16 protein-coding genes are annotated in these 26,863 nt (G+C 70.7%); 4 read left to right on the top strand and 12 right to left on the bottom strand.

All coding sequences use genetic code 11. The annotated features are described in order from the left end of the window. Window positions 1–57: 57 nt before the first annotated feature. The 5 genes from WME79_RS01270 to WME79_RS01250 all read right to left on the bottom strand — a co-directional run bounded on the left by WME79_RS01270 (window position 58) and on the right by WME79_RS01250 (window position 9,519). A complete protein-coding gene (locus WME79_RS01270) occupies window positions 58–1,212 on the bottom strand; it encodes an amidohydrolase family protein (protein ID WP_437531157.1) in 1,155 nt (384 codons plus the stop codon). A 118-nt stretch (window positions 1,213–1,330) separates the two neighbouring features. Beyond that, complete coding sequence (locus WME79_RS01265; protein ID WP_437531155.1) at window positions 1,331–2,179, bottom strand: BMA_0021/BMA_0022 family TOMM bacteriocin; 849 nt, start codon at window positions 2,177–2,179, stop codon at window positions 1,331–1,333. Continuing rightward, window positions 2,176–6,288 (bottom strand): TOMM system kinase/cyclase fusion protein, encoded by a 4,113-nt coding sequence (locus tag WME79_RS01260; protein ID WP_437531153.1) that lies wholly within the window; start codon window positions 6,286–6,288, stop codon window positions 2,176–2,178. Before WME79_RS01260 ends, WME79_RS01265 begins: the two co-directional genes overlap by 4 nt. Before the next feature lie 51 nt (window positions 6,289–6,339). After that, a complete protein-coding gene (locus WME79_RS01255; protein ID WP_437531151.1) occupies window positions 6,340–8,097 on the bottom strand; it encodes a sigma-54-dependent transcriptional regulator in 1,758 nt (585 codons plus the stop codon). Window positions 8,098–8,664: 567 nt separating this feature from the next. Next, on the bottom strand, window positions 8,665–9,519 hold the full coding sequence (locus WME79_RS01250; RefSeq protein WP_437531149.1) for a hypothetical protein: 855 nt from the start codon (window positions 9,517–9,519) through the stop codon (window positions 8,665–8,667). 236 nt (window positions 9,520–9,755) lie between these two features. Between WME79_RS01250 and WME79_RS01245 the strand changes: the two genes are divergently transcribed. Continuing rightward, complete coding sequence (locus tag WME79_RS01245; protein WP_437531147.1) at window positions 9,756–11,477, top strand: hypothetical protein; 1,722 nt, start codon at window positions 9,756–9,758, stop codon at window positions 11,475–11,477. Between the two features lie 4 nt (window positions 11,478–11,481). On the opposite strand, the gene WME79_RS01240 is transcribed toward WME79_RS01245, so the two are convergent. Both WME79_RS01240 and WME79_RS01235 read right to left on the bottom strand, forming a co-directional pair. After that, a complete protein-coding gene (locus WME79_RS01240; RefSeq protein WP_437531146.1) occupies window positions 11,482–14,100 on the bottom strand; it encodes an AAA-like domain-containing protein in 2,619 nt (872 codons plus the stop codon). Next, the gene (locus WME79_RS01235) at window positions 14,097–16,307 is read right to left on the bottom strand and encodes an AAA-like domain-containing protein (RefSeq protein WP_437531144.1); all 2,211 of its coding nucleotides are present in this window, start codon (window positions 16,305–16,307) and stop codon (window positions 14,097–14,099) included. The genes WME79_RS01240 and WME79_RS01235 overlap by 4 nt, the downstream gene beginning before the upstream one ends. Before the next feature lie 413 nt (window positions 16,308–16,720). On the opposite strand from WME79_RS01235, the gene WME79_RS01230 reads away from it, so the two are divergent. The 3 genes from WME79_RS01230 (at window position 16,721) to WME79_RS01220 (ending at window position 20,217) form a co-directional block, all read left to right on the top strand. Beyond that, window positions 16,721–16,849 (top strand): hypothetical protein, encoded by a 129-nt coding sequence (locus WME79_RS01230; RefSeq protein WP_437531142.1) that lies wholly within the window; start codon window positions 16,721–16,723, stop codon window positions 16,847–16,849. A 56-nt stretch (window positions 16,850–16,905) separates the two neighbouring features. Then, window positions 16,906–18,792 carry an FG-GAP repeat domain-containing protein gene (locus WME79_RS01225; protein ID WP_437531140.1) on the top strand — a complete coding sequence of 629 codons (1,887 nt, stop codon included), beginning with the start codon at window positions 16,906–16,908 and terminating at the stop codon, window positions 18,790–18,792. A gap of 147 nt (window positions 18,793–18,939) precedes the next feature. Beyond that, window positions 18,940–20,217, top strand: coding sequence for a formylglycine-generating enzyme family protein (locus WME79_RS01220; RefSeq protein WP_437531138.1), 1,278 nt, complete (start codon window positions 18,940–18,942; stop codon window positions 20,215–20,217). Here the strand turns inward: WME79_RS01220 and WME79_RS01215 are convergent. The 5 genes from WME79_RS01215 to WME79_RS01195 all read right to left on the bottom strand — a co-directional run bounded on the left by WME79_RS01215 (window position 20,214) and on the right by WME79_RS01195 (window position 26,394). Then, the gene (locus tag WME79_RS01215; protein WP_437531136.1) at window positions 20,214–23,132 is read right to left on the bottom strand and encodes a protein kinase domain-containing protein; all 2,919 of its coding nucleotides are present in this window, start codon (window positions 23,130–23,132) and stop codon (window positions 20,214–20,216) included. The genes WME79_RS01220 and WME79_RS01215 overlap by 4 nt on opposite strands. 33 nt (window positions 23,133–23,165) lie before the next feature. Then, on the bottom strand, window positions 23,166–25,016 hold the full coding sequence (locus tag WME79_RS01210) for a hypothetical protein (protein WP_437531135.1): 1,851 nt from the start codon (window positions 25,014–25,016) through the stop codon (window positions 23,166–23,168). A 326-nt stretch (window positions 25,017–25,342) separates the two neighbouring features. Beyond that, window positions 25,343–25,744, bottom strand: a complete 402-nt coding sequence (locus tag WME79_RS01205) for a type II toxin-antitoxin system VapC family toxin (RefSeq protein ID WP_437297291.1) — start codon at window positions 25,742–25,744, stop codon at window positions 25,343–25,345. Continuing rightward, on the bottom strand, window positions 25,732–25,998 hold the full coding sequence (locus tag WME79_RS01200; RefSeq protein WP_437531133.1) for a hypothetical protein: 267 nt from the start codon (window positions 25,996–25,998) through the stop codon (window positions 25,732–25,734). Before WME79_RS01200 ends, WME79_RS01205 begins: the two co-directional genes overlap by 13 nt. 225 nt (window positions 25,999–26,223) lie before the next feature. Beyond that, window positions 26,224–26,394 (bottom strand): GmrSD restriction endonuclease domain-containing protein, encoded by a 171-nt coding sequence (locus tag WME79_RS01195; protein ID WP_437531132.1) that lies wholly within the window; start codon window positions 26,392–26,394, stop codon window positions 26,224–26,226. Window positions 26,395–26,863 lie beyond the last annotated feature (469 nt).

Genomic DNA, 26,863 nt, shown 5'->3' with positions numbered 1-26,863 from the left:
CTCGCCCCCAAGACCCGTCAGAATCCGGGCGGAGTGGAGTCGCACGCGGGCGTTCCACTACATCCCCATGAGGCCGCAAGGGCTCTCCCAGAGGATCGCCCGCAGCGCTTCGTCTCCGAGCGCGCCCCGCAGCGCCATCACCTCGTCGACCATGCCGGGCCCGTGGTCGAGATGGGGGAAATCGGTCCCGAACATCATCCGCGTCGCGCCGATCTCCCTCACCACCCGGTCGAGCATCGCCTCGCCGGGCTCGAGCGCGATCCAACACTGCCGCTGGAAGTACTCGGAGGGCGGCCGGCGCACCCGGCCGCGCACCTCGCCGCGCATCTGCGCGTATTCGACGTGGTCGAGCCGCCAGAGCCAGTAAGGCAGAAAGCCGCACCCCGCCTCGAGCAGGCCCACCCGCAGCGTCGGGTGGGCCTCGAGCACGCCGCCCTCGATCAGCGAGAGCAGCGCCATCATCGCCTCCATCGGGTGAGAGCACGCGTGCTGGCCGAACCGCGTCTCGAAGCGATCGGCCCCCGCCGTGGCGACGCGCGCGTGCGTGCCCTCGTGGAGGAGCACGGTGACACCGTGGTGCGCGCACGCCGCCCAGAACCGCGCGTGCGCAGGGGCGCTCAGCGTGCGGCCCTGCACCGGGTTCGGCCGGAGCACCACGGCGCGCGCGCCGTCGCGCGCCGCCTGCTCCAGATCGCCCGCCATGGCCTCCGGATCATGGCGCGAGAGCAGGGCGGGGCCGAGGAGCCTGTGCGGCGCGCTCGCGCAGAAGTCGCCCAGCCATCGATTGTAAGCGCGGGAGTAGGCGCGCGAGCGCTCGGCGTCGATGCCGTCGTCGTGAACGAGATAGGACGCGTACGTCGGGAGCACGACGGCGACGTCGACCCCGGTCGCGTCCATCTCGGCGAGGTGCCCCCGAGGCGTCTCCGCGGCGGCGAGGAGCGCGCGACGGCGCTCGGTGACCAGCCCGAGTTCGAGGTAAGCCACCTCGGGGACGCGCAGGATAGGCTCGCCGGCCACGGTGAGGATGGGGGGCGCAGGCAGGAGCGCGTGCTCGCCCAGGCGGTTCACCCGCTCGATCAGGGTCTCGGGCGGGCCGAACGGCGCGAGCCGCGGCGCATACGCCCGCATCTGCGCTGGCAGGTACTCCGGCCAGAGGGAGACGGGCTCGAGGACGTGACGGTCCACGTCCATGATCCGGAATCCATCTCGCATGCGCGGATCCTCGGCGGCTAGACGACCAGAGGGACCGGGTTGAGCTCGCCGTCAGCGAGCGGGCGAGCGACCCCGGCGAGCTCACCCGATCGATCCTCCTCCGCCGTCATTGCCTCCATCAGCAGCAGCAGGTGAAGGGGTACTCTGCTCCCGTGGCGTTGTAGACGGCGAGCGCAACGGGCTCGGCGCTCTCGTCGCTCGGCGCCGTGGGCAGGTAGAGCCTGAGCGTGTGCGGTCGAGAAAACGTCCAGTACGACTGGCCCTTCGACGGCGGGTCGCTCGACGCGTCAGGCTTGGTCCATCTGGCCCCGTCGTCATTCATGACACAGATATTCATGTTCCAGGGTAGCTTGTAGCCGCGGATGGTCCGCAGAGCTGCGGCGCAGTCGATCAGGAGCATTTGCTTGAAGTCCTCGCTGGTCCAGGCTTTGGCCATCGCCGCAAGCAGCACGACCTTGAACGCCTCGAACCCCTGGTCGGTCGGGACGAAACCGCCGACAGGAGCGGGACTCTGAGTGCCCACGGCCGGCGTGAGGAGGAATGGTTGCTGCCCGGCCGGACCGTACTCCTTCCCCCAGTCGTCGCTGAACAGCGACGCGCGCTGGCTGTAAAAGTCCGCGAGCGCCATGGCTCGCTCGGCCGCTTCCGCAGACGGGGCCGTGAGCGGCAGGTACATCGTCAAGCTGTCGAGAAGATCCTTGGACCACACCCATTCATCGCCGATCCACTCGAACCGCCCCGGGGGAAGATCGTCGCTCGCGCGGTTGCCGCGCTGCTCGGGCTGGCCGGCGCTCACGATGCGGAGGGTGCATGCGTTCTTCCACGACCCCCAGTCAAAGCCAAAGTAATCGAGCAGTGTATCGGTGGGATTGCTCGTGAGCTTGTCTTCGAAATCGGGATCGGCCCACGCCTTCGCGATCGCGCGCAGGTAGGTCGTGCGAAACGCCATCAACTTGTCCATGCTCATCCAACGGCTCCTTCGTGGCTGTCGGCCTGGATCGCTCGCAGGCCAGGGTGAAGCCTGAGCAGCTCGTCGAGCCGCGCTCGCCGCTGCTCGTCGCCGCTGGAGCTCCGCAGCAGCTCCAGCGTCGCCAGCGCCTCGACCCTCGGCATGGCGAAGCGCCGCGCGAGGAGGGCCGCTTGTTCCAGCGAGGTCCACACGTCTTCGGCCGCAGGAGCCTGCCGCGCCGCGACGATGGCTCGGCGGAGGTGGAGCTCGGGCTCGTAGAAGTGCTCGTCGTTCTCACGACACATGGCGAGACAGCGGTCGATGCACTCGATGGCCGCGGTGAGCTCGCCACGCGCTGCCTGGGTATCGGCGACCAGAGAGGCGTAGTACGAGAGGCCGAGCTTGCACCCGAGGTCCGAGAGGGTGCGCACGATGGCCCGGGGGCGCTCCTCGTCGCCTGCCGCCCAGTCGTGGAGGACCACCCCGTATCCTTCGTAGGCAGGTAGCCCGTATTTCCCGCTCAGGGCGAGGAGCTCTCCGGCCATGGCGGCGACCGCGCGCCGATCGCCGGCGAGCTGGTGGACCATGGCCCCGTACATCAAACAGAGGGCGATCGATGGCACGTGGCCGACCTCTCGAGCCCACTCGAGGGCGCTCGCGATGAGCGCGAAGGCAGCGGCGGTGTCCCCGAAGAACCAGCGGAGCAGGGCCACGAATGACTTCGCCAGGACGAGCGAGTCCAGCCCGAAGCGCGCCCCGTGGTCCCGGTGCAGCTCGGGATCGTAGAGCTCGACGGCGCGGTCGACGGCGCGCCTCGCGTCCGCGTGGTCGCCATCCATGAAAAGGGCAAGGCCGTGGAGCGCCGCGGCGGCAGCGCGGAGCCCCTGGTCGCCGGAGCGCTCGGCGATGGCGACCAGCTCTTCTGCCACCCCGCGCGCGGCTCGGCGGTTGCTGGCCACGTGGTGATAGGTGAACAGGAACCACAGCGTCGGCACCCTGTGCTTGCTGTCCTGATCGAGCCGTTGCAACAGGCTTGCCGAGCGATCGGTCGTCGCCTTGACCTGCGGATCGGCCCAGCCTCTGGTCGCCATCAGAGCCTGGGTCAAGACGCCATTCGCGGCCAGCGCTGCCTCGACCCCTTCGGCGCCCGATAGTGCTTCGGCCCACGCCACGGCATTGGAAGCGTGGACAATGGCCTCGGCATAGGCCGAGCGTCGCAGCGCCTGCTCCGCGGCCCGCTGCGCATAACCGACAGCTTGCCCCTTCTGCTCCGCCGCCGCGTGATGATGTGCGACCAGATCCGGCCGCGTCCGCACCACCTCCGGAAACCGCTCCTCCAGCGTCGCAGCCATCCGCGCGTGGATCCTCCGCCGCGCGCCCGTGGAGAGCGACTCATAGGCCGCATCCCGCACGAGCGCGTGCTTGAACACCCCCACCGCGTCCTTCTGCCGCCGCCTGAACAGCAGGAGCCCCGCGCTCATCAGCCGCTCCAGGTCGTCCTTCACCGCCGCCGGGCCGAGCGGGCTCGCTGCCGAGAGCACCTCGACGCTGAACTCCCGTCCCAGCGCGGCCGCGAGCTGGGCCGTCTCCTTGGCGCGCTCCAGCCGATCCAGGCGCGCCGTGAGCAGCGCCCGCAAGGTCCCCGGGATCGCTGCCCCCGAGAGCGGCCCCGTCAGCTCGTAGCGATCCTCCCGCTCCACCACGAGCCGCGCGTCGAGCATCATCCGGAGCAGCTCCTCCGCGAAGAGCGGCACCCCGTCCGCGCGGTCCGTCACCTGCTCGATCACCGCGGGAGGCAGCGCCTTGTGGCCCACCAGCCCGGCGAGCATCCCCTTGATCTGCGGGCGCTCCAGGCGGCTCAGCGGGAGCAGCAGCACCTCGGCCGTCGAGAACGACGGCGAGAACTCCGGACGAGCCGTCATGACGACGCACATGGGGACCGCGGGCGCCTCGCAGACGAGCTGTGCGAGGAACTCCATCGTGGTGGGGTCGACCCAGTGCAAGTCTTCAGCCAACAGGAGGACCGGCCGCCTGTCGGCCATCGCGAGGAGCAGCGACGCGACCGCGTTGAGCGTCAGCGCCTTCTGCCGCTGCGCCGAGATGTCGGGCGGGGCGTACCGCTCGCCGAGGGGCGCGGGGGAGAAGAGCGGCGCGAAGAGCGGCATGGACTCCGCCAGCGCGAAGCCGTGGCCGGCGAGCTCCCCCTCGAGCCGCGCGATCTTGCTGCCCGCGTCCGGCTCCTGGTCGAGCCCAAGCGCGCGCTCGAGGAGCTCGATCACCGGACGGAGGGGGCTGTTTTGCGTGTCGGGCGAGCACCGCGCCTCAAGGAAGGTGGGGTCCTCCTGCGCTACCCGATCGCGCAGCGCGCGCGCCAGCCGGCTCTTGCCGATGCCGGGCTCGCCCGTGATGAGGATCGACTGGCCCGCCCCATCGCGCGCGCGGCGCCACCGCTCCACGAGGAGCCCGAGCTCCTGATCTCGGCCGGAGAGCGGCGCCTTCGAGCCGTCGGGGGTCGGCCAGCTCGCCGCGGCGCCGTGCTCCTGCCGGAGGCGGTAGGTCTCCACCGGCGCCGCGATTCCCTCGATGGATCGACCCCCTTCGCTCTCGAGGTCGAAGGAGGCGCGCAGCAACGCTTGCGACGCGGCGCTGACCGCCACGGATCCCGGCGGCGCCAGCGCGGCAAGCCGCGCGGCGAGCCGCGGGGTGGCACCGGTGACCAGGTACGCGCCTTCGAGATCCCCCAGATTCCCGTCGACGACCAGGCCGGTGTGGAGGCCGACGCTCACGTCGATCCGCGCGCCCGGCGCAGCGCTGCGCGGGTCCTCGGCGTCCTCGGCTTGCGCGGCACCGGCCATCGCCAGCGCCGCGCGGGCAGCGCGCCTGGCGTCGTCCTCCGCCGCGCTGGGGTAGCCGAAGTAGACGAGCAGATCGTCGCCGAACGCCGCGGCCACGTACCCCCCATGGCGGCGCCCGATGTCCGCGCAGAGGGCGAGCGCCGCGCGCAGGGGGTCGTCCAGCCGCTCGACGTCGACGACGTCGAGGGCCTGCGCGACGGCCGCGCGTGCCCTCAGGTGACAGCAGAGGGCCGTCAGCTGCCGGCGCTCGCCGTCGAGCGCGGGCGGAGCGGGCCCCCTCCGCCGGTCGAGCGACGTAGCGATCGTCGCGATCGAGGACCGAGACCGCGTGTCCGCGCCGGGCGTGTCACCGTCGGACGAGCGGCCGCAGGCGCCGAGCATCGCCTCGCGCGAGAGCCCGCGCAGGTTGCAGGCCTCGAGCGCCTCGAAGAGCCCACGGGCGGTCACGTCGCGCGCGCCTTCGTCCTTGCGGAGAGCACGGGCGAGCAGGTCGCCCAGGGGGTGGCGCTCGAGCGCGGCGGGGATCGGGACGGGATCGGGGCCGAGCAGCCGATAGAAGATCTCGGCCTCTGTGCCGCCGTACGCCGGCTTGCCCGTAAGGCACTCGAGGAACACGAGGCCCCACGAGAACAGATCTGCGCGCGGCGAAGCCTCGGCGCCGCGCCACTGCTCCGGCGCCCCGTAGCCGGGCGTGCCCAGCGCGTCGTGGCTGCCGGTCAGGCGCGTGGATCGCCCGTCGTCGAGCGTGGCGCCGATCCCGAAGTCGAGCACCAGCGCGTTGCGGCGGGCGCCCGTGGGGATCACCATGATGTTGCTGGGCTTGAGGTCGCGGTGGACCACGCTCGCTGCGTGGGCGCAGGCGAGGGCGTCGAGCACCTGGAGCATCAGGTGCCGCGCCTCGGACGGCGCGAGCGCGCCCTCTCGCTCGAGCAGGGCGGCGAGGTTGTCGCCAGGCGCGAAGGCGAACGCGGCGTAGAGGGTCCCATCTTCTGCCTGCCCCGCGTCGACGAGCTGGACGATGTTGGGGTGGTGAAGCTGGGCGCAGAGCCGCGTCTCGCGCAGGAAGCGCGTGATCCGCCTGTCGGCCTGCGCGACGCCTCCCTGCTCGGCGAGGCGCAGGATCTTCAGGGCGATCGGCTGCCCGGTGGTGAGCTGGCGGGCCTTGTGCACCACGCCGAAGCCGCCCTCGCCGAGCCTGGCCAGGATCTCGTAACGCCCGTCGAACGTGGCGCCTGGTGCGAGCGCGGCCCCCTCTGCGACATAGCCCTGCATGCTCGATCTCGTGGTCGCTGGAGGCGCTCGGAGAGCGCTGGCACCGCTCCCTCAGGGCTCCTTGTCGGCGTCGAGCACCGCCAGGAGATCCGGATCGACCTCACCTCCAAGCAGGTCCAGGATCTCGCGCACCCGCGAGAGCTCGCGCAGCAGCGTCCGATGATGGTTGCGGTTCTTGAGCAGCATCTCCTGGCCGAGCAGCGTGAAGGCGTGGTCACGGTTGCCCGTCCGCTGCACCGCCGCGCCGAGGACCATGCCTCGAAATGCGTCGGTCAGATCGAGCGGGAGCGGGGCGCTGCCGCCCCGGCGTCGCTCGGCCTCGTTCACGAAGCTGAGCGCCGCCCGCCAGAGCAGCTTGGTCAGCGCGCTCGGCTCGGCGTCGCTGTCGAAGGTGAGCGCGCGCTCGACGTGGCGCCGCTGGATCACCAGATCGCCGCCGAGGCCGCTCTGCCCGGCGAGCTGGAGCGCGTAAGCGCGCCGGACGATGTTGTCGAGCTGCCGCAGGTTGCCCGGCCAGGGCGCGGACACAAGGAGCTTCATGGCTTCGGGCTCGAAGCGCGCCGTACCCTTGCCGTCGGCCTCCTGATGGCGCCGGTTCAGCATGAAGTCGGTCCAGCGCGGGAGCTCGTCGAGCCGCTCGGCGAGCGGGAGCAGCCGCACCGGCAGGACGTTGATGCGGTAGTACAGGTCCTCGCGGAAGCGGCCGGCGCGCACGGCGGCGCGCAGATCGGCATTGGTGCCGACGAGGAGGCGCGCGTCGGCGCGGCGCTCCCCCGCCCCGTCATCGCCCAGCATCCGGTAAGCGCGCTCCTCGATGAAGCGCAGGAGGCCCGCCTGGGCCTTGAGCGAGAGCTTGTCGATCTCGTCGAGGAAGAGCGTGCCCTTCGCGGCGCGGGCGACCGCGCCTGGGTTGTCCTTGACCGCTCCGGTGAAGGCGCCCCGCTTCCAGCCGAACAGCTCGGCCATCTGCAGGTCCTCGGGCACGCCGAGGAGGTCCAGCGATTCGAAGGGCTGGCCCCGGCGCTGCGAGTGCTCGTGGCACCAGCGCGCGAGCCTGGATTTCCCGGCGCCGGTCGGGCCGGTGATCAGGATGGTGTCGTCCCGTGGGGCGAAGGCGCGGAGCAGCTCGACGAGGTGCGCGGTGCTCTGACCGACGACCGGCAGGAACTCGTCCGGGCTCGCTGGCTCGTCCGAGCGAAGCGGCAGCGCGCGGGCGGCGATGAAGGCCCCGGCGATGCTGGCGAGGATCGCCAGCTCCTCGTGGCACTCCGCCCAGGGGAGCTCGAGCCCGACGGCCCCCCTGCAGTTCACCTCGATCGTGATCATGCCGTCGACGCTGCCGCCCGGCGCGCGCAGCGGGACGACATGGACGTGGGTCGCGTCGCGACCGAGCATCCGCTCGCGTGTCGCGTCGCCGGGCATGCCGGCCGCCCCTGGCGGGTGGCGGAGCGCAATGGCCCCGTCCGGCATCCAGGAGCGGAGCGACGCGCGCTGGACGTCGATCGAAACCGAACAGCGGTGCTTCTCGATCCAGCTCCAGACGCTGCCGGAGGTGAGATAGCCGGTGCCTTCGATGCGCGCGCCGCTCAGGCGGTCGATGCCGAAGAGGCGCTGGTAGCTGTCCTCGGGACGGAGGTGGACGACGCCACGCAGGATCCGAGCGCGGCTGGCGAACGGGCTGCCGGCGAGCGCCTCTTCGACGCAGGTGAACATGGCCTGGAGGACCGCCGTGGCAGCTTCGTCAAAGTACGTGGCCGACACGAGGCGGGGGACGAGGGAGATGAAGCTCTCGTCACGGGATGCGGTCACGGTAGGCAGCAGGAGAGCAGGAGAACCGGGGCGGGTCCAGGTGGAACGAACAGATTCGCGTCTCCAGCGGACGCAGCGCGTCCGGGCGGGACGCAAGCCCCTCTTGCCTCGGAGGCCGTGGCAGCGCCGGCGTCCTGCCCGAGGGACCACGGGGGCCGCCGCGGGTCCGAAAGCCGGACGGCACGCCCGGACGTCGGGGTGTTCGAGGGCCCCCGTACACTGGCCGCGCGGAGACACCCGGGGTAGGCATTGAGGCCGACGTGCGGCTCGCCGAACTGCGGGCGCGCGTGTGAAGATCCGATTAGTTTACGCGGTTGAACCGGAGACACGCTTCATCGGGGCGCTCGCTGCCTGGAGCTGCTTGCGCGGCAAGCCCCCCAGCTTGAGTCACGTGAAGGACGTGAAGAAGAACCGCTGAAGCGGCAGAGCGCTGCCGTCATGCGATCTCGGCCCGCGATCGACGAACTCCTCACCGATTCGCCTCAATTTATGCAATTGAAATGCGATTTTGCCTGCTCGCAGGCGTGCTCTGGCTCGCCTGACGGTGAAGCATGTTCTGGACCTCGTTCAACCGCGGTTCGGTAGCTCAATGTCGAGCGCCGCGCTCGCATAGAGGATCGGGAGCTTCTCCCGCAGCCATAGCGTCTTCCACGTGCGCCGGTACGTGCGGACCCCGATATTCACGAGCAGCCGGACCTTCTCCGTCTCGCGCGCGACCTTTAGTACGAGGAAGCTCCTGAAGTCGTTCTTGCCCTCGAGCGCGCGTCGAACGCGGTACACCCAACCGATGTCGCGATCCCCCTCGCCCGAGACGTCCAGCTCGGTCTGCCCGATGTCGATCGTGAAGGGGCCGGCCAGCACCTTGGCCTCCGCCGCCGCGTCGACGCCCGCGCGGGTTGCGGAGTCGGCCTCGACTGAGAACTTCATGGACGCCTCCAGCGCGACGGAGAGCTGGGCCGAGGCCTGGAAATACGTGGCGTGCACGCGCTGCGGGAAGACCTCGACGGCCCGCGACGCGCGCGGGCCGTCGACACCGTCACGGATCTTCACCACGAACTCGGCATGGTCCGGCGATTCGTCGTCGTCGAGGCGCAGGCTGAACGTGAGCGCCACGAGGAGGAACTCATAACGTTGCTCCTCGCTCGCCACGCGGAGGGGCGGAGGGAGCTCTCGACCGAGCGCCGCATAGAGCGGCAGGAGCGGCGTCGTCTCTGCAAATGGCGCGACGCGCACCCCCCTCCGGACTAGCCCGATCGCGTCTTCCGGATCCGAACACATCGCCGCGGCGGGGCGGAACGGGTCGAAGAACGCCTCGAGCTCCGGCCCGACGGGCGCCTCGCCGTCACCACGGGCCGCCGCCCGGAGCGCTTCTTCCCAGCTCGTCACTGCTTCGGCCGGCAGCACCGCGATGACCTCGCGCATCGATACCTCCAACCGTCAATAGAGCCGACTCGACCCGCCCGGACAAGGCCCGCGCGCCACGCCGCTTGCCCGCGTGCGGCGACTGCGGGTACCCTCGCGTCGTGACCGCGTGCGCCGGCCGCCTGGTTCGCCTGTTCGGACGCGTCGGGCTCGTGCTGGGCTTCGCCTCTTTCGGGCGCGAGGCCCACGGTCAGGCTGCCGCAGGGCCATGCCCGTGGGGCCGCGATCCCGCGACGTTGAAGTGCCTCCCCGAGCCGATCAAGCCGCCGCTTCCTCCTCCTCCGACGCTGGAGCTCACGAGCTCGCCGAGCGAGGCGGAGGTGTTTCGCATCCCGGCGGCACTGGAAGGGTGCCAGTCGGCCGAGGGACGATCCCTCGGCCGGACGCCTTTGACGCTGTCGCCGAAGAACGGGTTGAGGTCGGGCACGCAGAAATTCTGCCTGAAGGCGGCGGGGTTCGGGCCGACGCCCGTCTCGGTGAAGGTCGCCCCGTCGGGGCTCACCAGATCGCCTCCCGTCACGCTGGCCCCGTTCGTGCGGGTCAAGCTCAGGTGGGATCCGGTGTGCGCTTACCCCAGTCCACCCGAGTGGGTCCTCATCGTCCCGGAGGCCTCCGACGCGAAGGTCGAGCCGTCGAGAGCCCCTTTTCCGCCTGATCCCATGCCGCTCCCGCAGGGCGATCACAGATTTGTTGTGTCGGCGGACGAGTTCAAAAAGAAGGAGATCACCGTGACGGTGGGGGCGCCGGGCGGCCCCGACCTGGATGCCTTCATCTGCCTCGAACCGGAGACGTCGGTCACGATTCGCAACGGGGAGAAGAAGCACCCGCTCGATGGCCTGTTCATCCAGCTGGTGAATCGTGAAACGCGGGTGCTGTGGAGCGGTGAGGCCCCCGTCGGCTCGAAGTCCGTCGAGGTGCCTGTGCGGCCGAGGGACGTCGACGACATCCGGGTCTTCGCAGACCGCGATTATACCCTGCGTGTGCCGGAGCAGCACGTCGGGCGCCAACACGGGAGGACCGGCAAGGCGGAGAAGTCCATGCAGAGCGCCGAGGAGCTGGCCCGGTGGGAGGTGTGGCTCGATCTACGCTCCGAAAAAAAGGAAGGAAACGCGAATCACAAATTGATTCGCAAATCGATGACGAAAAAGTGTCTCGATCGCGAGAACCACGACGGCGAGTATTGTGCAAGCGAAGCCTACCTGCGCGTCCACAAGGACCACGTGAACCCGTCGGGCGCGAAGGTCCTGGAGCTCCTCAGGGCCGGCTGCCGGAAGGGCGACATCGCTTCTTGCGCGGCGATGCCCTCGCCGGACGCAGGTGCGCTCGTCAAGCTCGACGCGCAGTGCCAACAGGGCAAAGCCGACCTCTCGTGGCTCGCGTGTGTGCGCCGCCGGCAGGGCTCGCGCCCGGGAAGCGCGTTCCTCTACCTCGATCGCGTCGCGGATCCCTACGAGTTCGAGACGACGCTAGAGCTCAGCTTCGGCGGAGCGACGGCCCTGACCGTCCAGGGGCGGCCGGGGCTCGTGCAGTGGGCCGAACTGGGGTTTGTGGTATTTCCGACGGAATTGTTCGGGATCAAGTTTGCGTTGCGTCCGCTCGACATCGCCGTCCTGCCGGCGCAGAGCGAGTCGGGCCGGCCTCGCGGCTACTTCGGCCTCGCGGGTGCCGGCCTGGAGCTCGGGGCCTCGGTCAAAGCTGCGCCGAGCGTGCGCCTGGATCTCGCGGGCTTCGTGACCGGGTACTACACGGCCTCTGCCTCCAGCGCCGGCGGCTACCTCGACCTGAACGTTTCCATTCCGACGACGGACGACGAGTTCTTTCTTCAGCTCCGCGCCCGCGGCGGGCTCGCGCGCTTCCCGCAGTTCACGTCCATCCGCGACGACGAGCGCGTGCCGCAGGGCGGCGCCGTGCGTCTATTCGTCGGGTTGGGGGTCAACTGGGGGGATCGGGAGCAATGAGGGCTCATCGCTCCGGAAACACGTCCTCGAAGCGCCGGACGCGCTGAGGCCCCACCTCGTCGAACCGCTCGATGCGCGCGCTCTTCCCGTAGCGGATCGTCAGGCCGAAGCGGCGCTGGGCCGCCTCCCACGATCGATCGGTCGAGCGCTCCCACGCGTGCAGCCTCATCCTCCCGACGAGCGGGACCGCGGCCACGACCTGCGTCTGCCAGGCTCCGACCGCCACATCGGCCGGGCTCTCGTCCAGGAGCGTCACGTCGGGCTGGCCCTCCCGCACGAGCACCAGCCAGGCCCGAGATGGGCTCGGGTCATCGACGACCGCGTCGACCAGCAGACCCGCGAGATGAGCCTCGTCGACGCCCGCCACCGCCCGAACGACGCACGACGGCGCGTTGCAGAGGGTCAGGGGCCACTGCTGCTGGATGGCCACCTGATCACCCGAGCGCGCCAGCACACCGAGAATGGGTACGGTCACGGTTTCTCGTTCGACGAAGCTCCCCGTGCCGAACGCGACGAGGCGCGGATTCCCCGCGAAGCTCGCGAGCGCATGAACGAACGGGAGGCGGAGCCCCGGGCCGCCGTTCACCTTCACGCGGCCCTCGCGGCCGGCCGTGGCGATGAGCAGCTGGTCGCCGAGCCACGCCGCCGCGCGGGCGCCATAACCTCCGTCCACCGGAGGCGACTTGTTTCCTTTGGTCAGCCCCTCGAACCAGGCGTCGAGGCGGGCGATCGACTGCCGCCCGTAGGTCCCGTCGGAGCAGACGTAAGCGATCATCTCGCCATCGCCGGACGGCTTGATCTCCAAGCTGATGACGTATGTCGACCGGCGCGCGTCCCGCGCTCCCTGCGCAGGGCATACCGGCAGCGTCACCGCGCCTTCCCGTCGGTTGATCACCAGCGCATCGTCCGCGGCGCCGATCGACCAGCTCCCCTCAGGCCGGATCTGCACGCGCCGGGTCCCGGATCCGGCGATTGATATCGGCGCGCGGTCCGGGCGAAAAACGACGAGCTTACCCGAGCACGAAGCCGTCAGCGTGCCATCCGAGAGCTCCAGCCGATCGCAGGCCTCCGTGCGCCGCTCCTTGCAGCGATCCACCTCGGTGCCCTCGTTGAGCCGCGCGGGGAGCCAGAGCGTGGCTGCGATGTCCGGCTCCGGCACGGCGGGCGCACGGTCAGCCCCACGGCGCGCGGCAGCGAACGCCCGGACAACAGCCGCCTCCTCGGAGCACGCCGCGGCGCCGAGCTGGTCGGCGAGCTCGTCGAGCTCTCTCCCGCGTCGCTCCCAGTAGGCGCGCGCCGCCTCGCGCGCGGGCGAGCCGTCGCCGGCGAGCCCGTAGGCCTGGAGGCTGCTCCAGATCGCCGAGACATTGTCGTCGTCCGTGGCCTCCTGGATCACCTTGGCGCCCCGTCGCGCCTTCTCCTCGATCGCCTCCTGCTCCGTTCGATCCCTGTTGCGCTTCCACATGACCCCGCCCGCCCCGGCGCCCGCGAGGACGACCGTGGCGAGCAGGGCCCAGACCCACCGCGGCACGGGCGGCGCAGGCAGGATCTCCCGGACCCAGCGCTCGTCGAACCGCAGCCCGTAGATGCGATTGCGCAGGCGGAGGCTGCCATCGGCGTTCCGGTGGACCAAGCCGGCGAGGAGCAGGGCTTCCTCGTCGCGCTCGGGCACACCGGGCACGCTCTTGCGCTTGAGCATGGTGAGGTAGCGCGAGCGCGCGTGCGAGGATCCGGCGATGCGCTCCCGGACGATCTGCTCGATCCGGTTGAAGTGGACCTTGAACGTGGTCGGGTCGTTGATCTCCGCGAGCGCGAAGGCCTCGACGTCGGCGCTGCGCGCCCGCGCGGCCTTCTCGCACAGCGCGATCGTGAGGAACGGCTGTCCCGACGTCCAGGCGAGGATCTCGTCGACGACCGCCGCGCCCGGGAGCCCGTGGCCGGCGAGGTAGGCATCGAGCGGCGTCAGGTCGCACCGCTCGCGCGAGAAATCGGTCAGGCGGATGGTGCTGCCCACGTTGTACGGCGTGCTGGTCGAGCGCTTGATGAGCTCGTCCGCTGTGAGGACCCCGACCAGGCAGAAGGTCAGCCGGTCGAGCTCCGGCCGCGAGGCGCGCTCGTTGTGGAGGGAGCGAATGGTGAGGAAGAGGTCGTCTGTGAAGCCGAGGCCTTGCGTGACGTCGACCTCGTCGAAGACAACGACGATCGATGTCGGATCCGCCAGGAAGAACGCCTCGACGAACGCCTGGAATCGAGCGCCCATGGCCTCCTCCGCCGGCCGCTCGGACCACCACGCCTTGAAGGGTCGGCTCGCGCCCATGCTCAGCGCCATCTTGAGGAGCAGAGCTCGGTACCACGCTGTCCCGTCCTTCAGCTGGTTTCCGCCGAGCGCGCTCAGGTCGACCGACACAACCCGGATGCCCGCCGCCTGGAGGCGCTGCATGACCCGGTGGACGAGGCTCGATTTCCCCATCTGGCGCGACGTGAGGATGTTGCAATACGTACCGGCCGCGAGGAGGTCATGGACCTCCTCGTCCTCGGGTCGCGTGATGTAGATCGCGAGGTCGGGGACCGTCCCCCCGACCTTGATGGGTTGCAGCTGACGGATGTCGTCCAGCGGGCTCACGTGAGGGCGCCGAAGAACTGCGCGTAGGCGAGGTTCAACGCGACGAAGCGCGGCGTTGGACGGCCCTCGGCGCGCACGAGCCCAAGCGTCACCAGCGCGGCGGCGGCTCTCGCTTCCGCCGGAGAGAGCGTCCTGTTGTGGACGATCTTGCGCATCACGGAGACGAGCTTCGGTTGGTCCGGGAGCTGCGGCGGGATGCTCCCGATTCGACTCAGCAGGGCCTTGAGGCTCATGGAGAAGGGGCCAGTCAAGGAGCCGCACTGCTCGTGAAGAAAGGCGACGCGGTCGCGGATTTCGGCCGGCGTCGGCGGCGCCGAGGGCTTGCCTTTCCCGGGGGCGAGCACGTAGGCCAGGGCCTGGCGGGTGAGGGCGGGGTGCCCGCCCGTGGCTTGATGGAGCAGATCGACCTGGGCCGCGCCCAATCTGAAGCTCGCCCGCTCCGCGACGATCGCGATGTCACCAGGCGCGAACGTATCGAGCTCGATCGGCCCCTTGTCGATGTTGAACGGCGACCGCGCGATGTCCGTCATGAGGTCGGACGGCTCGGTCGCGATGCACAGCACGAAGCTGCAGCTCAGGTGGACGGCGTCGATCCAGGAGCGGATCGACGAGAAGAACTCCTCGGCGTAGGGGCGCTCGATCACGCGGTCCACCCCGTCCAGGATAAGGACCAGCCGAGGCATGTCCTCGAGGGCCATCATCAGGACCTCCTCGAAATCCGTCGGGCTCTCGAGCGGCTGCGTCGGGAGCGGGAGCTTCAGCCCTTTGCAGAAGACGCGCGCGAGGTCGTTCAGGAACGTCACGTACCCGCGGTTCTCTCCGTCGTCCTTCGGCAGCCGTCCGAACGAGCGAAAATTGATCAGCAGCACCGGGCGCCCCTCGTCCTCGCAGCGCTGACGCAGGCGCAGGGCGAGGCTCGTTTTACCGAAGCCGGACGGGCTCAACATCGTGAGCACGAATGTCTCCGAGCCCATGCGATCGTACGCGTCGGCGTCCACGGGCCGCTCCAGATAGAAGAGATCGCCAGGCGGGAGGGCACCCGCGCTCATCCGGATGCGCTGGAAGTCGGCTTTCGGGAGCGACGGAGGCGCGGCCGGTGCCTGGGGGGCGCTGGGCTCGACGGCCTGGTGGCCAATCGCCGCCATGATGGCGCGGACAGCGCTGGGCGTGTCCTGCTCGCCGCGCCATGGCGCGTACTGGAGCCGCCCGAGGTAGGTATCGAACTCGAAGGGCAGCGCTTCCAGCGCCGGGTCACGCACAGGGAGCAGGATCGGTCGTCCGGTCTGCCGCCATCGGGCGTACGCGATGCGCACCTCTTGCAGGAGCATCTGGCTCTCCAGCGCCTCGGACGTGAGGACGGGGACGAACACGTCGGCCCGCTCCAGCGTGGTCTGGATGCGCCGGGCCCAGTCCTCTCCGACCTTGATGTCGAGATCGACGAATGCCTCGTGCCCCGCGCCCTGGAGCGCGCGCTGGAGCTCCGCGACGAACGTGGCCTCCGGCTCTTTGCGACGGTAGGCGAGGAACACGCGCGACGAGCCCGCGATCGAGCGGAGGAACGAGGGGATCGACTGGAGGAGCCGGGTCGGCACCGCGAACGCCTTCGCGAACGCCGGGCTCACCGAGGGCTTGCCGCCGCCGTCCGGCACGACGCGCCTGTAGAGCTGGTGACTGACCAAGCCAACGACCCCTCGCTCGGTGAGGACGGGCGCGCCGGACATACCCTCGATCGGAGCCGGGTCCCCGTTGACGTGGAGCGAGAGCAGCCAGCCGTCGGTGCCAGCGGCGCGCCGGGCGATCGACCCGTCGACCGTGCCACCCAGCCAGAGCGGCGCCCGCTCGATGGAGAGCGGGTGGCCGAAGCTCCGCCAGTCGGGGCGCTCGGCGAGATCCTCCCCCGAGAGCGGGAGACATGCGGTCCCTTCGACCTCGCGTGGAAGCTCGAGGACCGCGATGTCGAGGCCGACGTCGGGATCGAAGCGCTCGAAGACGACCTTGAACGGGACCTCCGACGCGTCTCGCGCCTGGGTGAAGGAGATGCTCCCCTGCGCAGCCTTCTCCTCCGCTGGCCCTCGGAGGCAATGGGCACATGTGAGGACGCGCGTCGGCGTCACAAGGAAACCCGTGCCGTAAACCGAGCCCCCTCGATTGAGTGTCGCGCGGATCCGCCCGACGGACCTCGGGAGCGCGTCGTGCTGTAGGGTCATAACCGTGGCCTCTCGCCCAGGATCGGGAGGAACCGACGCGGCGTCAAGGCGGGCGGGCGACGGGCGCGCCCTGACACGCGAAGTCGCCATCCAGACGTGCGCCGCTTCGATGGCCAGCTCCCGCACCGTTGGATAGCCAAGCCGCCAACTCCGAAGCTGCTCCGGCGGGAGTCTGCCTTCCAGCTGTCCGATGGCGTGCTTCATCGCAAGCTCCCACCACGATGCGACCGAAATCAGTATCTGCGCACCGGGATCCTGGACCGCATCGACGACCTCCCGCCGTAAGCGGTTGGGGTCGGCGGCGAACCAGATTGCGACGTGCGTGTCGAGGAGCGACTTCAAGGCTCGTCTCCCTCGAATGCACCCCGGACGTCGTCAGGGCGAGCGGCCGTGGCGGCTCATCTACGGCCACGATGACCCGTTCTGACGACGCCATGTCGCCCGTCGAGCGCGACACGCGCTGGCCGAGCCCGCGCTGGCTGGGCCACCTCTTTGAGCCCATCTGGCAGCTCGTGCGCGACAACGTCCTGCGCTGCCTGTAGTCTCGGCCGGATCGCTTTCCCGCGGCACCCGTGGGAGCGACAATCGGAGGTCGAACGTGAAACGGTCTTTCCTCGCCCTCGCGGCGGCGTTGCTCGCGGTGGGTTGCTCGGCGAAGTCGAGGACGTTCTCCGGCGAAGAGCCCCAGGGCGGGGGCAGGAACGACGGCGGCGGCGATGCGGGCACCGGCGGCAGGAGCGACGGCGGCGGGGGGAACGACGGCGGCGGCGACGCGGGCGCCGGCGGCGGGCCGCTGTGCGCCGGCGTGGACTGCGGCCACCTCGACGGCCGCTGCATGCGCGGCGTGTGCATCGAGGGCGAATGCTTCGCCGAGCCGCGACGAGCGGGGACCGAGTGCGCGGCCGCGGCCGGCGAGTGCGACGCGGCCGACACGTGCGACGGCGCGGGCGAGTGCGTCGCGAACCGCGCGCCGGAGGGCACGGCGTGCACGGGGTGCCCAAGCGGGGCGTGCGGCGGCTGCACGATGGGGGTGTGCGCCGATGGGCCCGCGGTCACCTGTGGCCTCCGCTTCGCCGACGTGACCGCCGCCTCGGGCCTGCCGGTGACGGGGAGCTCGGTCGTCGCGTGGCTCGACGTCGAGAACGACGGCGACCCCGACGTGTTCCTGCGCGGCAGCGGCCTGTACATCAACAACGGCGCGGGCGTGTTCACGCAGGAGGCCGCCGCGCGCGGCATCAGGGATCTCGGCACCACCTCCGAGCACTACCCGGTGATCGCCGCCGACTTCGACAATGACGGCGACATGGACATCTTCATCGCCAACGACACCCTCTACGGCACGATCCCGAACCGGCTCTATCGCAACGACGGCAGCGGCACGTTCATGAACGTCGCGCTCTCGGCCAACCTCGAGCTCACGATGACGACGCCCGGTCCGGCGGTGTGGATCGATCATGATCGCGACAACGACCTCGATCTGTTCTTCGGCTCGGAGTTCGGCACGTCCGCCATGTTCCGAAACGACGGAGCCCTGCCGTTCGCCGATGACAACGCGCGCTTCAGCACCTTCCTCCAGGGCGACAGCGCGGCGTGGGCCGATCCAGACGCCGACGGCGATCTCGACCTCTACGTGGCCACCGGCTCGACCGGAAACGGCAACCGCTTCTTCCGCTTCACGTCGCCGAGCTGGACGGACGTCGCGACGTCGGCTGGGCTCGAGGACGCGCCGACGGCCAGCTCCCGCTGGGGCGGCGCGACCTGGATCGATATCGACGCCGACGGCGACCTCGATCTCCTCTCGGTGCGCGACGGGGACGCGGACGATCTGCTCTATTACAATGCCGGCGCCGGCGCGCCGTTCTCCGGCGCCATGGCGGAGAGCGTCGGGCTCGGAGACGGATCGTTCATGAGCGCGAGCGTGTGGGCCGACTGGGATCAGGACGGCGACCTCGACGCGTACGCGGGCAATACGCTCTACCGCAACGACGCGGGCAGGTTCACGGCCGCGGACGCCTCGCTCGGGGTCACCCCGCGGCAGGTCGGCTCGTTCGCGGACGTCGACGGCGACGGCGATCTCGACCTCCTCAGCACGAGCTTCGGAGAAACGGCGCTCTACCGCCGCGACGTGACAGGCATGCCGTGCCGCGCGCCGAGCTACGCGGTCGTCCGCGTGCTGACCGATCGGGACGGCAATGCGACTGACGCGAACGTGAGGGAAGATCGCGACGCGATCGGCGCGCGCGTCGACGTGGACCTCGACGGCGACGGCGACTTTCGCGCGGGCGGCTATACCGGGGCCGATCGCGTGGCGACGTACCTCGTGGGCGCCGGCCAGTGGGGCAACCGGCAGCAGAGCCAGCTCCCGCTGATCATCGGGATGGGGGCCGCGGCGTCGGTCGATATCCGCGTGACGTTCCCCGACGGCTCCGTGGTGACACGCAACGACGTCGCCTCGGGCGCGCGCATCACGATCAACGATGTCTGACGAAGATGGTAAGCGACATCGGCGCGATCTGGAGTGGCGGGTCGATTGTCCAATACGGGTTCAAGGCGCTCTACCCCGAGTTGGGTTATCCGCCCGGTTCGGAAGGTGACTTGACAAATGCCGGGCGAAGATCGGAGCCTGGTGTCGATGGCTCAGGCGCGTGGCGCAGCACGGTGGACCGCGGGATGGCTCGCGGCGGTGCTCGCTGCTGGCTGTGCCCAGATCCTCGGCGCGGACTGGGATAGCTACACGCCTCCCGGAGCGCACGGCGGAGGTGGCACGGGAGGCGGCTCCGCATCCGGCCAGGGTGGCCATAGTGGCGGCCCCGAGCAGGGGAGCGGCGGCGGAGTGGCCGGAGGCGACGCGTCCGGTGCTGGCGGCAGCAGCACCAGCAGCAGCGGAAGCGGCACGGGCGGACAGGACGGCACAGGCGGTCACGGCGGCACAGGCGGCAGCGGCACAGGCGGCAGCACCAGCAGCAGCGGCTCCGGCGGTGGCGATAGCACCAGCAGCAGTGGCGCCGGCGGCAGCGACGGCAGCGGCGGCTCCGGCGGCGGCGTAACCGCCCCAAGCTGTGCGACCAGCCCGCCTGAGACAGGCCCCCTCTGCGGGCCTCCTCCCGGCATCAGCTGCTGTGACAGCCGTGAGGTCCCGGGCGGCACGTTCAACCGGAACAACAACCCTGCGTTCCCCGCGACGGTCAGCAGCTTCCATCTGGATACGTTCGAGATCACCGTGGGGCGATTCAGAGCCTTCATGGAGAGCGGGCACGGCGTGCGGACCTCGCCGCCCGCCGCCGCAGCGGGAGCGCACCCGAAGATCCCGGAGAGCGGATGGCAGTCCGCATGGAACGAGGCGCTCCGCCCGGACGCCACCTCGCTCTCGGCAGCGCTGAGCTGCACCAGCTCGACCGCGACGTGGACCCCCGCGGCTGGACCCAACGAGGCGCTGCCGATCAACTGCATCACCTGGTACGAAGCGTTCGCGTTCTGCGTCTGGGACCGCGGGCGGCTGCCCACCGACGCCGAGTGGAACTACGCAGCTGTTGGAGGGAACATGCAGCGGAAGTTCCCCTGGGGCGATGTGATCACCCATGACCACGCGTCGTACGCCTGCACGGCGCCGTGCACCTTGAGCAGCCTCCTTGAGGTCGGCTCGCTGCCGCTGGGACGGGGACGGTGGGGACAGTTCGATCTCAGCGGCAACGTCTCGGAATGGGCGCTGGACTGGGCCAGCAACTACACCGTTCCCTGGAACGACCAGGCCCAGCTCTCGGACGTGGAGGGCGATAATCAACGCACCCGCCGCGGCGGCTACTTCGCCTCGGATGAGTACACTGCGAGCAACGCGCACCGAGGCACCGACCCTCCAACGGTGCGCGGCCCCTGGACGAGCGCGCGCTGCGCGAGAGACCTCCCTCCCTAACGCCGCGCCCGCAGCGCGCCGAGCCGCGCTCGCGCCTGCTCCGCGGAGATGGATCGCGGGCGCGCCTTGCCCCAGCGCTCGAGGACAGCCTCGTACGCCGCCGCTGCGCCGCGCAGATCGCCTGTCGCCTCGAGGGCCATGCCGAGGTAGAGCCGCGCCTCCGTGATCGAGAACGGGTCGGCCAGGGCCGCGCATGAGCGCGCCACGCGCGTCAGCGGCCCGATCGCCTCCTGCCCCTTCCCCGCGAGCGCGTACACCTTGCCGATCCGCAGATCGAGCAGGAGCCACCGGCCGCTCTCCGACGGGAGCGGCTGGTCGAGCGGCATCGTCTTGAACGCCTCCGCCGCGTCGGCCGCGGTCTCCACGCCGGCGGCGTACGCCTCGGTCCAGAGCAGCCAGCGGTGCTCCGGCTTGATCTCCTGCGCTGCGGCGCGCCACTTCGACTGGACCCGCTCCACCCACGCCGAGCGCGCCGCGTCGTACGCCTCCTGCGTCATCGACGCTGCCCGGAGGCTGTAGGGCAAGAACGCGATGGTCCAGTCGGCCGTGGTCGCCGGCTCGGACCAGGCGCTCATCCGGCGGAGGAAATCGTCCGCCACCCGCCCGGCCTCCCGCGGCAAACCCATCTCACGGTAGAGCTCCGCCAGCTTGAGGGCCGGGCTCGCGTGCGCGTCCTGATCGTTCCTGCCGGCGACCTCGCGCTGCCACGCGCGGGCGTGCTCGACCGCCAGCTCGAAATCGCCGTCCAGGACCGCGAGCGAGATCCGATCGAGCAGCTCCTTCGCCCTCCGCTCGCCCTCGGGGACCGCCGCCCAACCCTGCTCCAGGGCCACGAGCACGCTCTCGCGCGGCGCGCCCCGCGCGTGGAGCGCCAGCGCCAGGTGCCGGTGCGCCGGCGCCGCCTTCGGATCGATCGAGAGCCAGCGGCGCGCGTGCTCCTCCACTTGCTGGCAATCGCCCTGGCGATGGAGGAGGCGCACCCGGTTCGCGAGGCAGAGCGTCGCGCCGGGAGCCGTCTCGGCGCAGGCCTGGTAGGCGGCCAGCTCCGCCGCGACATCCCCCTTCATCCCGAGCGACTCTCCCTTGAGCCCCCACGCGAGCACGTGGCCCCGGTCCAGGGCGAGCGCGCGATCGTAAGCCTCGACGGCGGCGTCGAACCGGAGCTGCGCGAACCTCGCCGCGCCCAGGTACACGAGGAGCTCCGGATCGGCCGGGAACCTCGCGGCCGCGGCGTCGAGCCGCCGCTCCCATGCGACGGCGTCGGAGGGCTGGCGCACGTACGGCTCGGCCGCGTCGAGCAGCGCCATGTCGCGCTCGCCGAGGGCGGCCCGGTGCCGGAGCGCGAGCTGGAAGTGCTCGCGCGCCACGGCCGGCCTCTGTCGAAACGTCCAGATCGCCACGCGCAGGTGGCCGGCGCCGAGGCTGCGATCCAGCTCCACGGCGCGCTCCATCGTGCGCGCGGCCACGTCCGGCGCGCCGTCACGGTAGGCCTGCAGCGCCTCCTGGTAGAGCGCCGCGGCCTCCGGGTTGCTCGAGGCGGGGCGCGGCGGCTCCGGAGCAGCGATCGGCGCGCGGCTGGGCTGTGGCGGCGGCTCCGGGGGGCGCCGGAGCACCGCCACCGCGGCGCCGGCCACCGCCGAGGCTGCGAGCGCGAGCGCGACGAGCCCGCGCCGGCCCGGGCGCGCGCGCTCGTTGCGTGCGGTCCGCACCACCACGGCCTCGCCCGACGCGGCGGCCCTGGGGTCCGGCGGCGGCGCAGGCTCCGCCCCGCCGGCCGCGGCCGCAGCCGGCGCGCCGCCGGGGCGCTGCGGCGCCGGGTCGCTCCGGTGCGGCACGGTCGGCTCGAAGCCGAGCCACTCGGCCGTGCTCACGTGCTCGGCGCCTCGCGCGCCACCGCGCCGCGCGTTCGCGCTCTCGACCCAGGTCTCCGCCTCTCGCGCCGCTGGCGGCGAGCGCGACGGGAGGCTCGGCAGCTCGTCCTCGAGCCCCTCGGCGGCGATCAGCGCGCGCCAGAACGCGCCGGCGTCGGGGTACCGGTCACGCGGAGAGACGCTCAGCGCCCGCGAGAGCACGCGCTCGACCGCGTCCGGCGCCGAGACGCCGCGCGCCCGCAGCGTGGGGCGCAGCGCAGGATCGACGACCACCGAATAGAGCTCGACGATCCCCTCCCCCGCCAGCGCCCGAGCGCCCGTCACGAGCTCCACGAAGACGAGCGCGAGCGCGAAGACGTCGGTCCATGGCCCCGTCGCGCCCCGCTGTTTGTCGAACTGCTCCGGAGCGCCGTAGCGGGGCGTGAACACCGACGGCCCCTGCGCGGTGCTCGCGAGCGCCGCGGTGCGCGAGCGCTGATCGCCGATGATCTTGGCGATGCCGAAATCGAGGACCTTGAGCGTCGTCGCGCCCCCCGCGTCGGCGAGGAAGAGGTTCTCCGGCTTGACGTCGCGGTGCGCGATGTTCTGCTCGTGCGCCACCGCGAGGGCGCGCGCCGCGGGGTCGAGCAGGAGTATCGCCTCGCGGCGGGACAGGGTGCCGACGCCTCCGGCGCGCAGGCGCTCGAGGTGGCTGGCGAGCGTCTCGCCGTCCAGCCACTCGAGCACCAGATAGGGAACGCGCGCGCCGTCCTGGGCCGTGAAGGCGCCGATGTCGAGCGCCTGCACGATGCCGGGCGAGAGGCGCGAGAGCTGGAGCAGGAGCCGCCCCTCGTCGCGCAGCCGTCGGATGAAATCCTGCTGCGCCTCGGGCGAGAGCTCGTCGGGCAGCTTGAGGCACTTGATGGCGACGGGCGCGTCGAACCCCTCGTGCACGCCGCGATAGACGACGCCGAACCCCCCGGCGCCGACGGCGGAGAGGACACGGTATTTGCCGTCGATCGTGGTCCCGCAGAGCCGAAATACGTCGCGCTGGGCGCCGGACATCGGCGGGAGTATACGCCATCTCCGGAGAACGACTCAGGGCGACTCGGGGTTCGCCATGGCGGCCCGGAGCCGGCCGCAGGCGTCCACGAACCCGGTCGAGAGGATCTGGTCGAGGTGCCAGAAGTTCCTCTGCCGCTCGTGCTCGTAGAACCGGGCGATCGTCACCAGGAGCAGGTCCACGCACAACGCCGGGTCGCGCCAGGCGAGCTCCGTCTGCGGCCCGCTCCGCGACCCGCTCCGCGGCCCGCCCGCGCACGACGCGGCGAGCGTCTGCTCGAGCACCGCGGCGACCTGCGCGAGCTGGAGCACCATCCGGCGGCATGCGCTCGCGCGGATCCCTCCGCCCTTGGCAGCCACCGGCCGCAGCGTGTCGTCGAACGCCGTCGCGAACTCGCGCCACAGCAGCGCGCCCGCCTGCTCCACCGCCTCCTTGAGCCCCGCAGCCGGAACGCGCGGCGAGAGCGCGTCGACGAGGCGGGCGCGCGCCCCCTCGTCCTCGGCCAGCGCGCGGTACGGCTTCGACCAGCGGGCGACCTGGCGGCGAACGTCACCCACCGTCAGGTCGAGCTTGAGCCCTGTGATGGGGAGGAGCGACGCATCCGGGAGCTTCAGGGTGGGCCTGTGCCACGCGTACTTGCTCTCCATGAAATCGGCGAGCATCTCGGCGATGCCGTTGCTCGCGGCCACCTGGAGTCGCGCCCTGATGTCGGCTTCGGCGAAGCGGAGCAGCGCCGCCTCGTCGAGCTCGGTGCGGCCCCCGCGCTCGATGAAGGCCGAGGCGATGCCGGGGCCAACCGCGCCGGGAAAGACGGTGTCGAGCGCGAGGGGCTCCTCGAGCCGCGGCAGCACCGCGTACTCCCACTCGAACTCGGCCAGCGCCTCCTGCCACGCATGGCCCCAGGCGTCATGAACCACGTAGTCTTCGACCTCCGGCGTCCGGAGGACCATCACCATGGTAGCGAGGGTCTGTGTGATGACCTCCGTCGGGACCGAGGCCGCGTCCGCGAGGGTGCGCGCGAGCGCCGGATCGATGGCCGCGCGGTCGAAGTAGCCGAACGCGGGAAACCGCGCCGTCGCCGCGGTGTTCGTGTCGTCGCATCGGGCGATGAAGGCGGAGATGGCGCGCCGCTCCTCCTCCGGGCGCTCGTCCCAGCCGGGCACCTCGAGCCGCGGCGCCTCGCTGGAGCCCCCCGCTCCGGGCGAGCCGGCCGCCGGCGCCGACGCGCGGATGCACAGGAAGATCGCGGTCGACGTCATGAGCAGATCCACGTCACCCGGGCGCCACGGCAACGGGCCGTAGATCGCGCTCATGAGCTCGGCGCACGCGGCGGGCGACGGGCCCCCCTTCGCGGCGAGCTCCGAGGCGATCGCCTTCGTGATGCTGTGCTTCACCGCGAGGTTGGAGGTCATATGATCCATCGCGGCCTCGACCTGCGCGAGCTCCGCCTCGTCCCACCCGAGCGCCTCTCGCAGCGCCCGCCGGACGCGCGGGATCCCCTCGCTGCCCGCCGGTAAATCGAGCGGGAAATCGAGGAGCGGGCGCGACGCGACCGTATCGATGAGCGGCGCGGAGCTGCTGCCGGCGAACCGGAGCCAGAGCAGCACCGCCTCGGTGAACCAGGCCCGGAACGACGCGCTCGCCGCGTGGAACTCGTCCGGGGTCGGCTCGCTCAGGGCGTCGATGCCGCGCATCAGCCGATCGTGAAGATCGCGCCCCCTCGCCTCGCGCTCCTCGCGGGTGCCCTTCGTCGCGTCTTGCAGCTCCTCGATGTCGGCGAGCAGATCGAGCGTGGGTCCCCACGCGGCCGGGAGCGTCGGCTCGAAGAGGGCTGCCGCGCACAGGATTGGCGTCGAGGGCTGCGACCTTCCGTTCTGTTGGTCCATGGCCTTTCCTTCAAGAGGGGTGCGACCTGCCATCGCATCACAAGGCGCATGCCCTGAGCAAGGCCCCGGACCAGCACGTCCCAGCGAGAAGACGGGAGCCTTCCGGCACACACCGCAGGTTCATCTCCGCGGGCCTGCGATGTGTCTCTCGGGCCTCCGCACCGAGCGCACAGGCTCCACCATGAACGCTGGCGTCCGCTTCAGGACCGCTCTCGTTTCACGCGCCCGCGGTGCCTTCCGGGATCGCCAGCGCACGAAGCGCACCCAAGTAGTGGTCTCTCGTAAGCGACGAGAGCACTGGATTCATTGGCGGGGGTGCAGGGCGCTCACCAGTGGAGTACCCTCAGTCCCGGTATTCGTGGGAAGCTGCGGTCGTCTCGGGTTGCCACATCATACCCGACTGCGAGCGCCGTCGCCGCAATCAAAAGGTCGTGCGCACCGACAGGTGAGCCCTTCGCCGCGAGTTCAGCAGAAAGGCGAGCGTGCACGCGTGCAACCACGAGATCGAACGGAATCAAAGACAGGTCGGCGAGCAGCCGCTCGACGAACGCCTCTCGCCGGGCGCGTTGCGAAGCTTCCACCGCTCGGTGAACGCCGTGCAAGAGCTCCGATGCGGTGATCGTCGCGATGGCCACCGGTTCGTCCCCGTGGTCACGAAGCACGCGCTCGAGGTCCAGCTTCCCACGCTCGGCCGCGATGAGCACGCTGGAGTCGATCAGCGCTCCCACGGGGTCTCCGGCAGCATCGGCTGGTTCTGTGCGACCTCCTCGACGGCGTCGAAGTAACCATCGTCCGGGCGCGGCGCGGTTTGCAGCAGTCGAACGAGGTCTCGGACCGTGCGCCGCGCGGGAACGATGGGTTCGATCCGGCAGATCGGTTCACCTTCGCACTCGACGACAAACACGTCCCCATGCAAACGGACGCGCTCGAGTACGTCCGGAAACGTCTGCGTGGCCTCAGCTGCGGAAATGTAGGACGCCATGCGGCTCATGGTACCCGGTCCAGCCCACCTGACAACCCGCCAGGCGCTGCCCCTCTCTTCGATGGCTGCGCCCACGCATGCGCGGGACCGGGCGGTGGGCCGAGGCCCCGCTGAAGCGCAGCGGCGGAAGGGGTGGACGCGGCGCGTGGCGCCGCGATGCGTCGAGTGGAGCGAGGCTCGGCGGCAGCGTCAGCACCCGCCGTTTGTTGGGCGGCGCGGCGCAGTTTACAAGCTTCTTCCGAACCAAAGCTTGAGCGCCTTATTGAGGAGGTCCTTTCCACGCTTCTGGATCGCCTCTTCGTCCCACGTATCGTGATCATGAAGCTGCTGATTGATCGGTAGCAATGATGCACTCATGAGTGCAGGCCTCTTCGTTACCCACGCCGAATTCGACACGGTGCCTGCTCTTGAGCAAAGACTGACGAGGCGTAGGGATACGCTGTGAGCTCCCCCCGGAACTCGCCCCTAGCGTTCCTTAACGCCGCAAAGGGCTCGGGCGACCGGCGGTCGAGCTTCGCCCACCAACGCCATGGCGTCAAGCATCGCGTCCGCCTTACCCGAGGTCCTTCGCGCGCCGATCCGGCCTCGGTCTGCGTACGCAAAGCCTCTTCGGTTGCCCCGTCGGCTAGCGTAAGCCTTCGCCCGCCCAACGTCACCACGAGCTTTCGGCAACCCGCGGAGCCTTTCTGCACGCTCCAGAGCACCATCTTTCGCGGAGTTGGCAAGCGCCGACCAGGCTCCGGTCAGTTTCCTCGAGGCTCCGCCTCGGAGGCTCGGCCCCACCCCCTGGCGCCCGCCTCGCGATCGCTCTAGCTTCGCGCGCCCCGCGGTCCCTTCCGGGATCGCCGGCACGAAGCAAGGAAAG

Origin of the sequence: Sorangium sp. So ce726, assembly GCF_051521405.1 — a bacterium.
Classification (GTDB): domain Bacteria; phylum Myxococcota_A; class Polyangia; order Polyangiales; family Polyangiaceae; genus Sorangium.
Note: the sequence above shows the minus strand (reverse complement) of the source record. Positions and strands in the feature narration are given on the sequence as shown.

Excerpts from the sequence above, each read along its gene's own strand:
- WME79_RS01210 (WP_437531135.1), bottom strand. The coding sequence starts at position 25,016 with ATGGACCAACAGAACGGAAGGTCGCAGCCCTCGACGCCAATCCTGTGC.
- WME79_RS01235 (WP_437531144.1), bottom strand. The coding sequence starts at position 16,307 with ATGACCCTACAGCACGACGCGCTCCCGAGGTCCGTCGGGCGGATCCGC.
- WME79_RS01200 (WP_437531133.1), bottom strand. The coding sequence starts at position 25,998 with ATGGCGTCCTACATTTCCGCAGCTGAGGCCACGCAGACGTTTCCGGAC.
- WME79_RS01250 (WP_437531149.1), bottom strand. The coding sequence starts at position 9,519 with ATGCGCGAGGTCATCGCGGTGCTGCCGGCCGAAGCAGTGACGAGCTGG.
- WME79_RS01215 (WP_437531136.1), bottom strand. The coding sequence starts at position 23,132 with ATGTCCGGCGCCCAGCGCGACGTATTTCGGCTCTGCGGGACCACGATC.
- WME79_RS01265 (WP_437531155.1), bottom strand. The coding sequence starts at position 2,179 with ATGAGCATGGACAAGTTGATGGCGTTTCGCACGACCTACCTGCGCGCG.
- WME79_RS01230 (WP_437531142.1), top strand. The coding sequence starts at position 16,721 with ATGACCCGTTCTGACGACGCCATGTCGCCCGTCGAGCGCGACACGCGC.
- WME79_RS01260 (WP_437531153.1), bottom strand. The coding sequence starts at position 6,288 with ATGCAGGGCTATGTCGCAGAGGGGGCCGCGCTCGCACCAGGCGCCACG.
- WME79_RS01220 (WP_437531138.1), top strand. The coding sequence starts at position 18,940 with ATGGCTCAGGCGCGTGGCGCAGCACGGTGGACCGCGGGATGGCTCGCG.
- WME79_RS01270 (WP_437531157.1), bottom strand. The coding sequence starts at position 1,212 with ATGCGAGATGGATTCCGGATCATGGACGTGGACCGTCACGTCCTCGAG.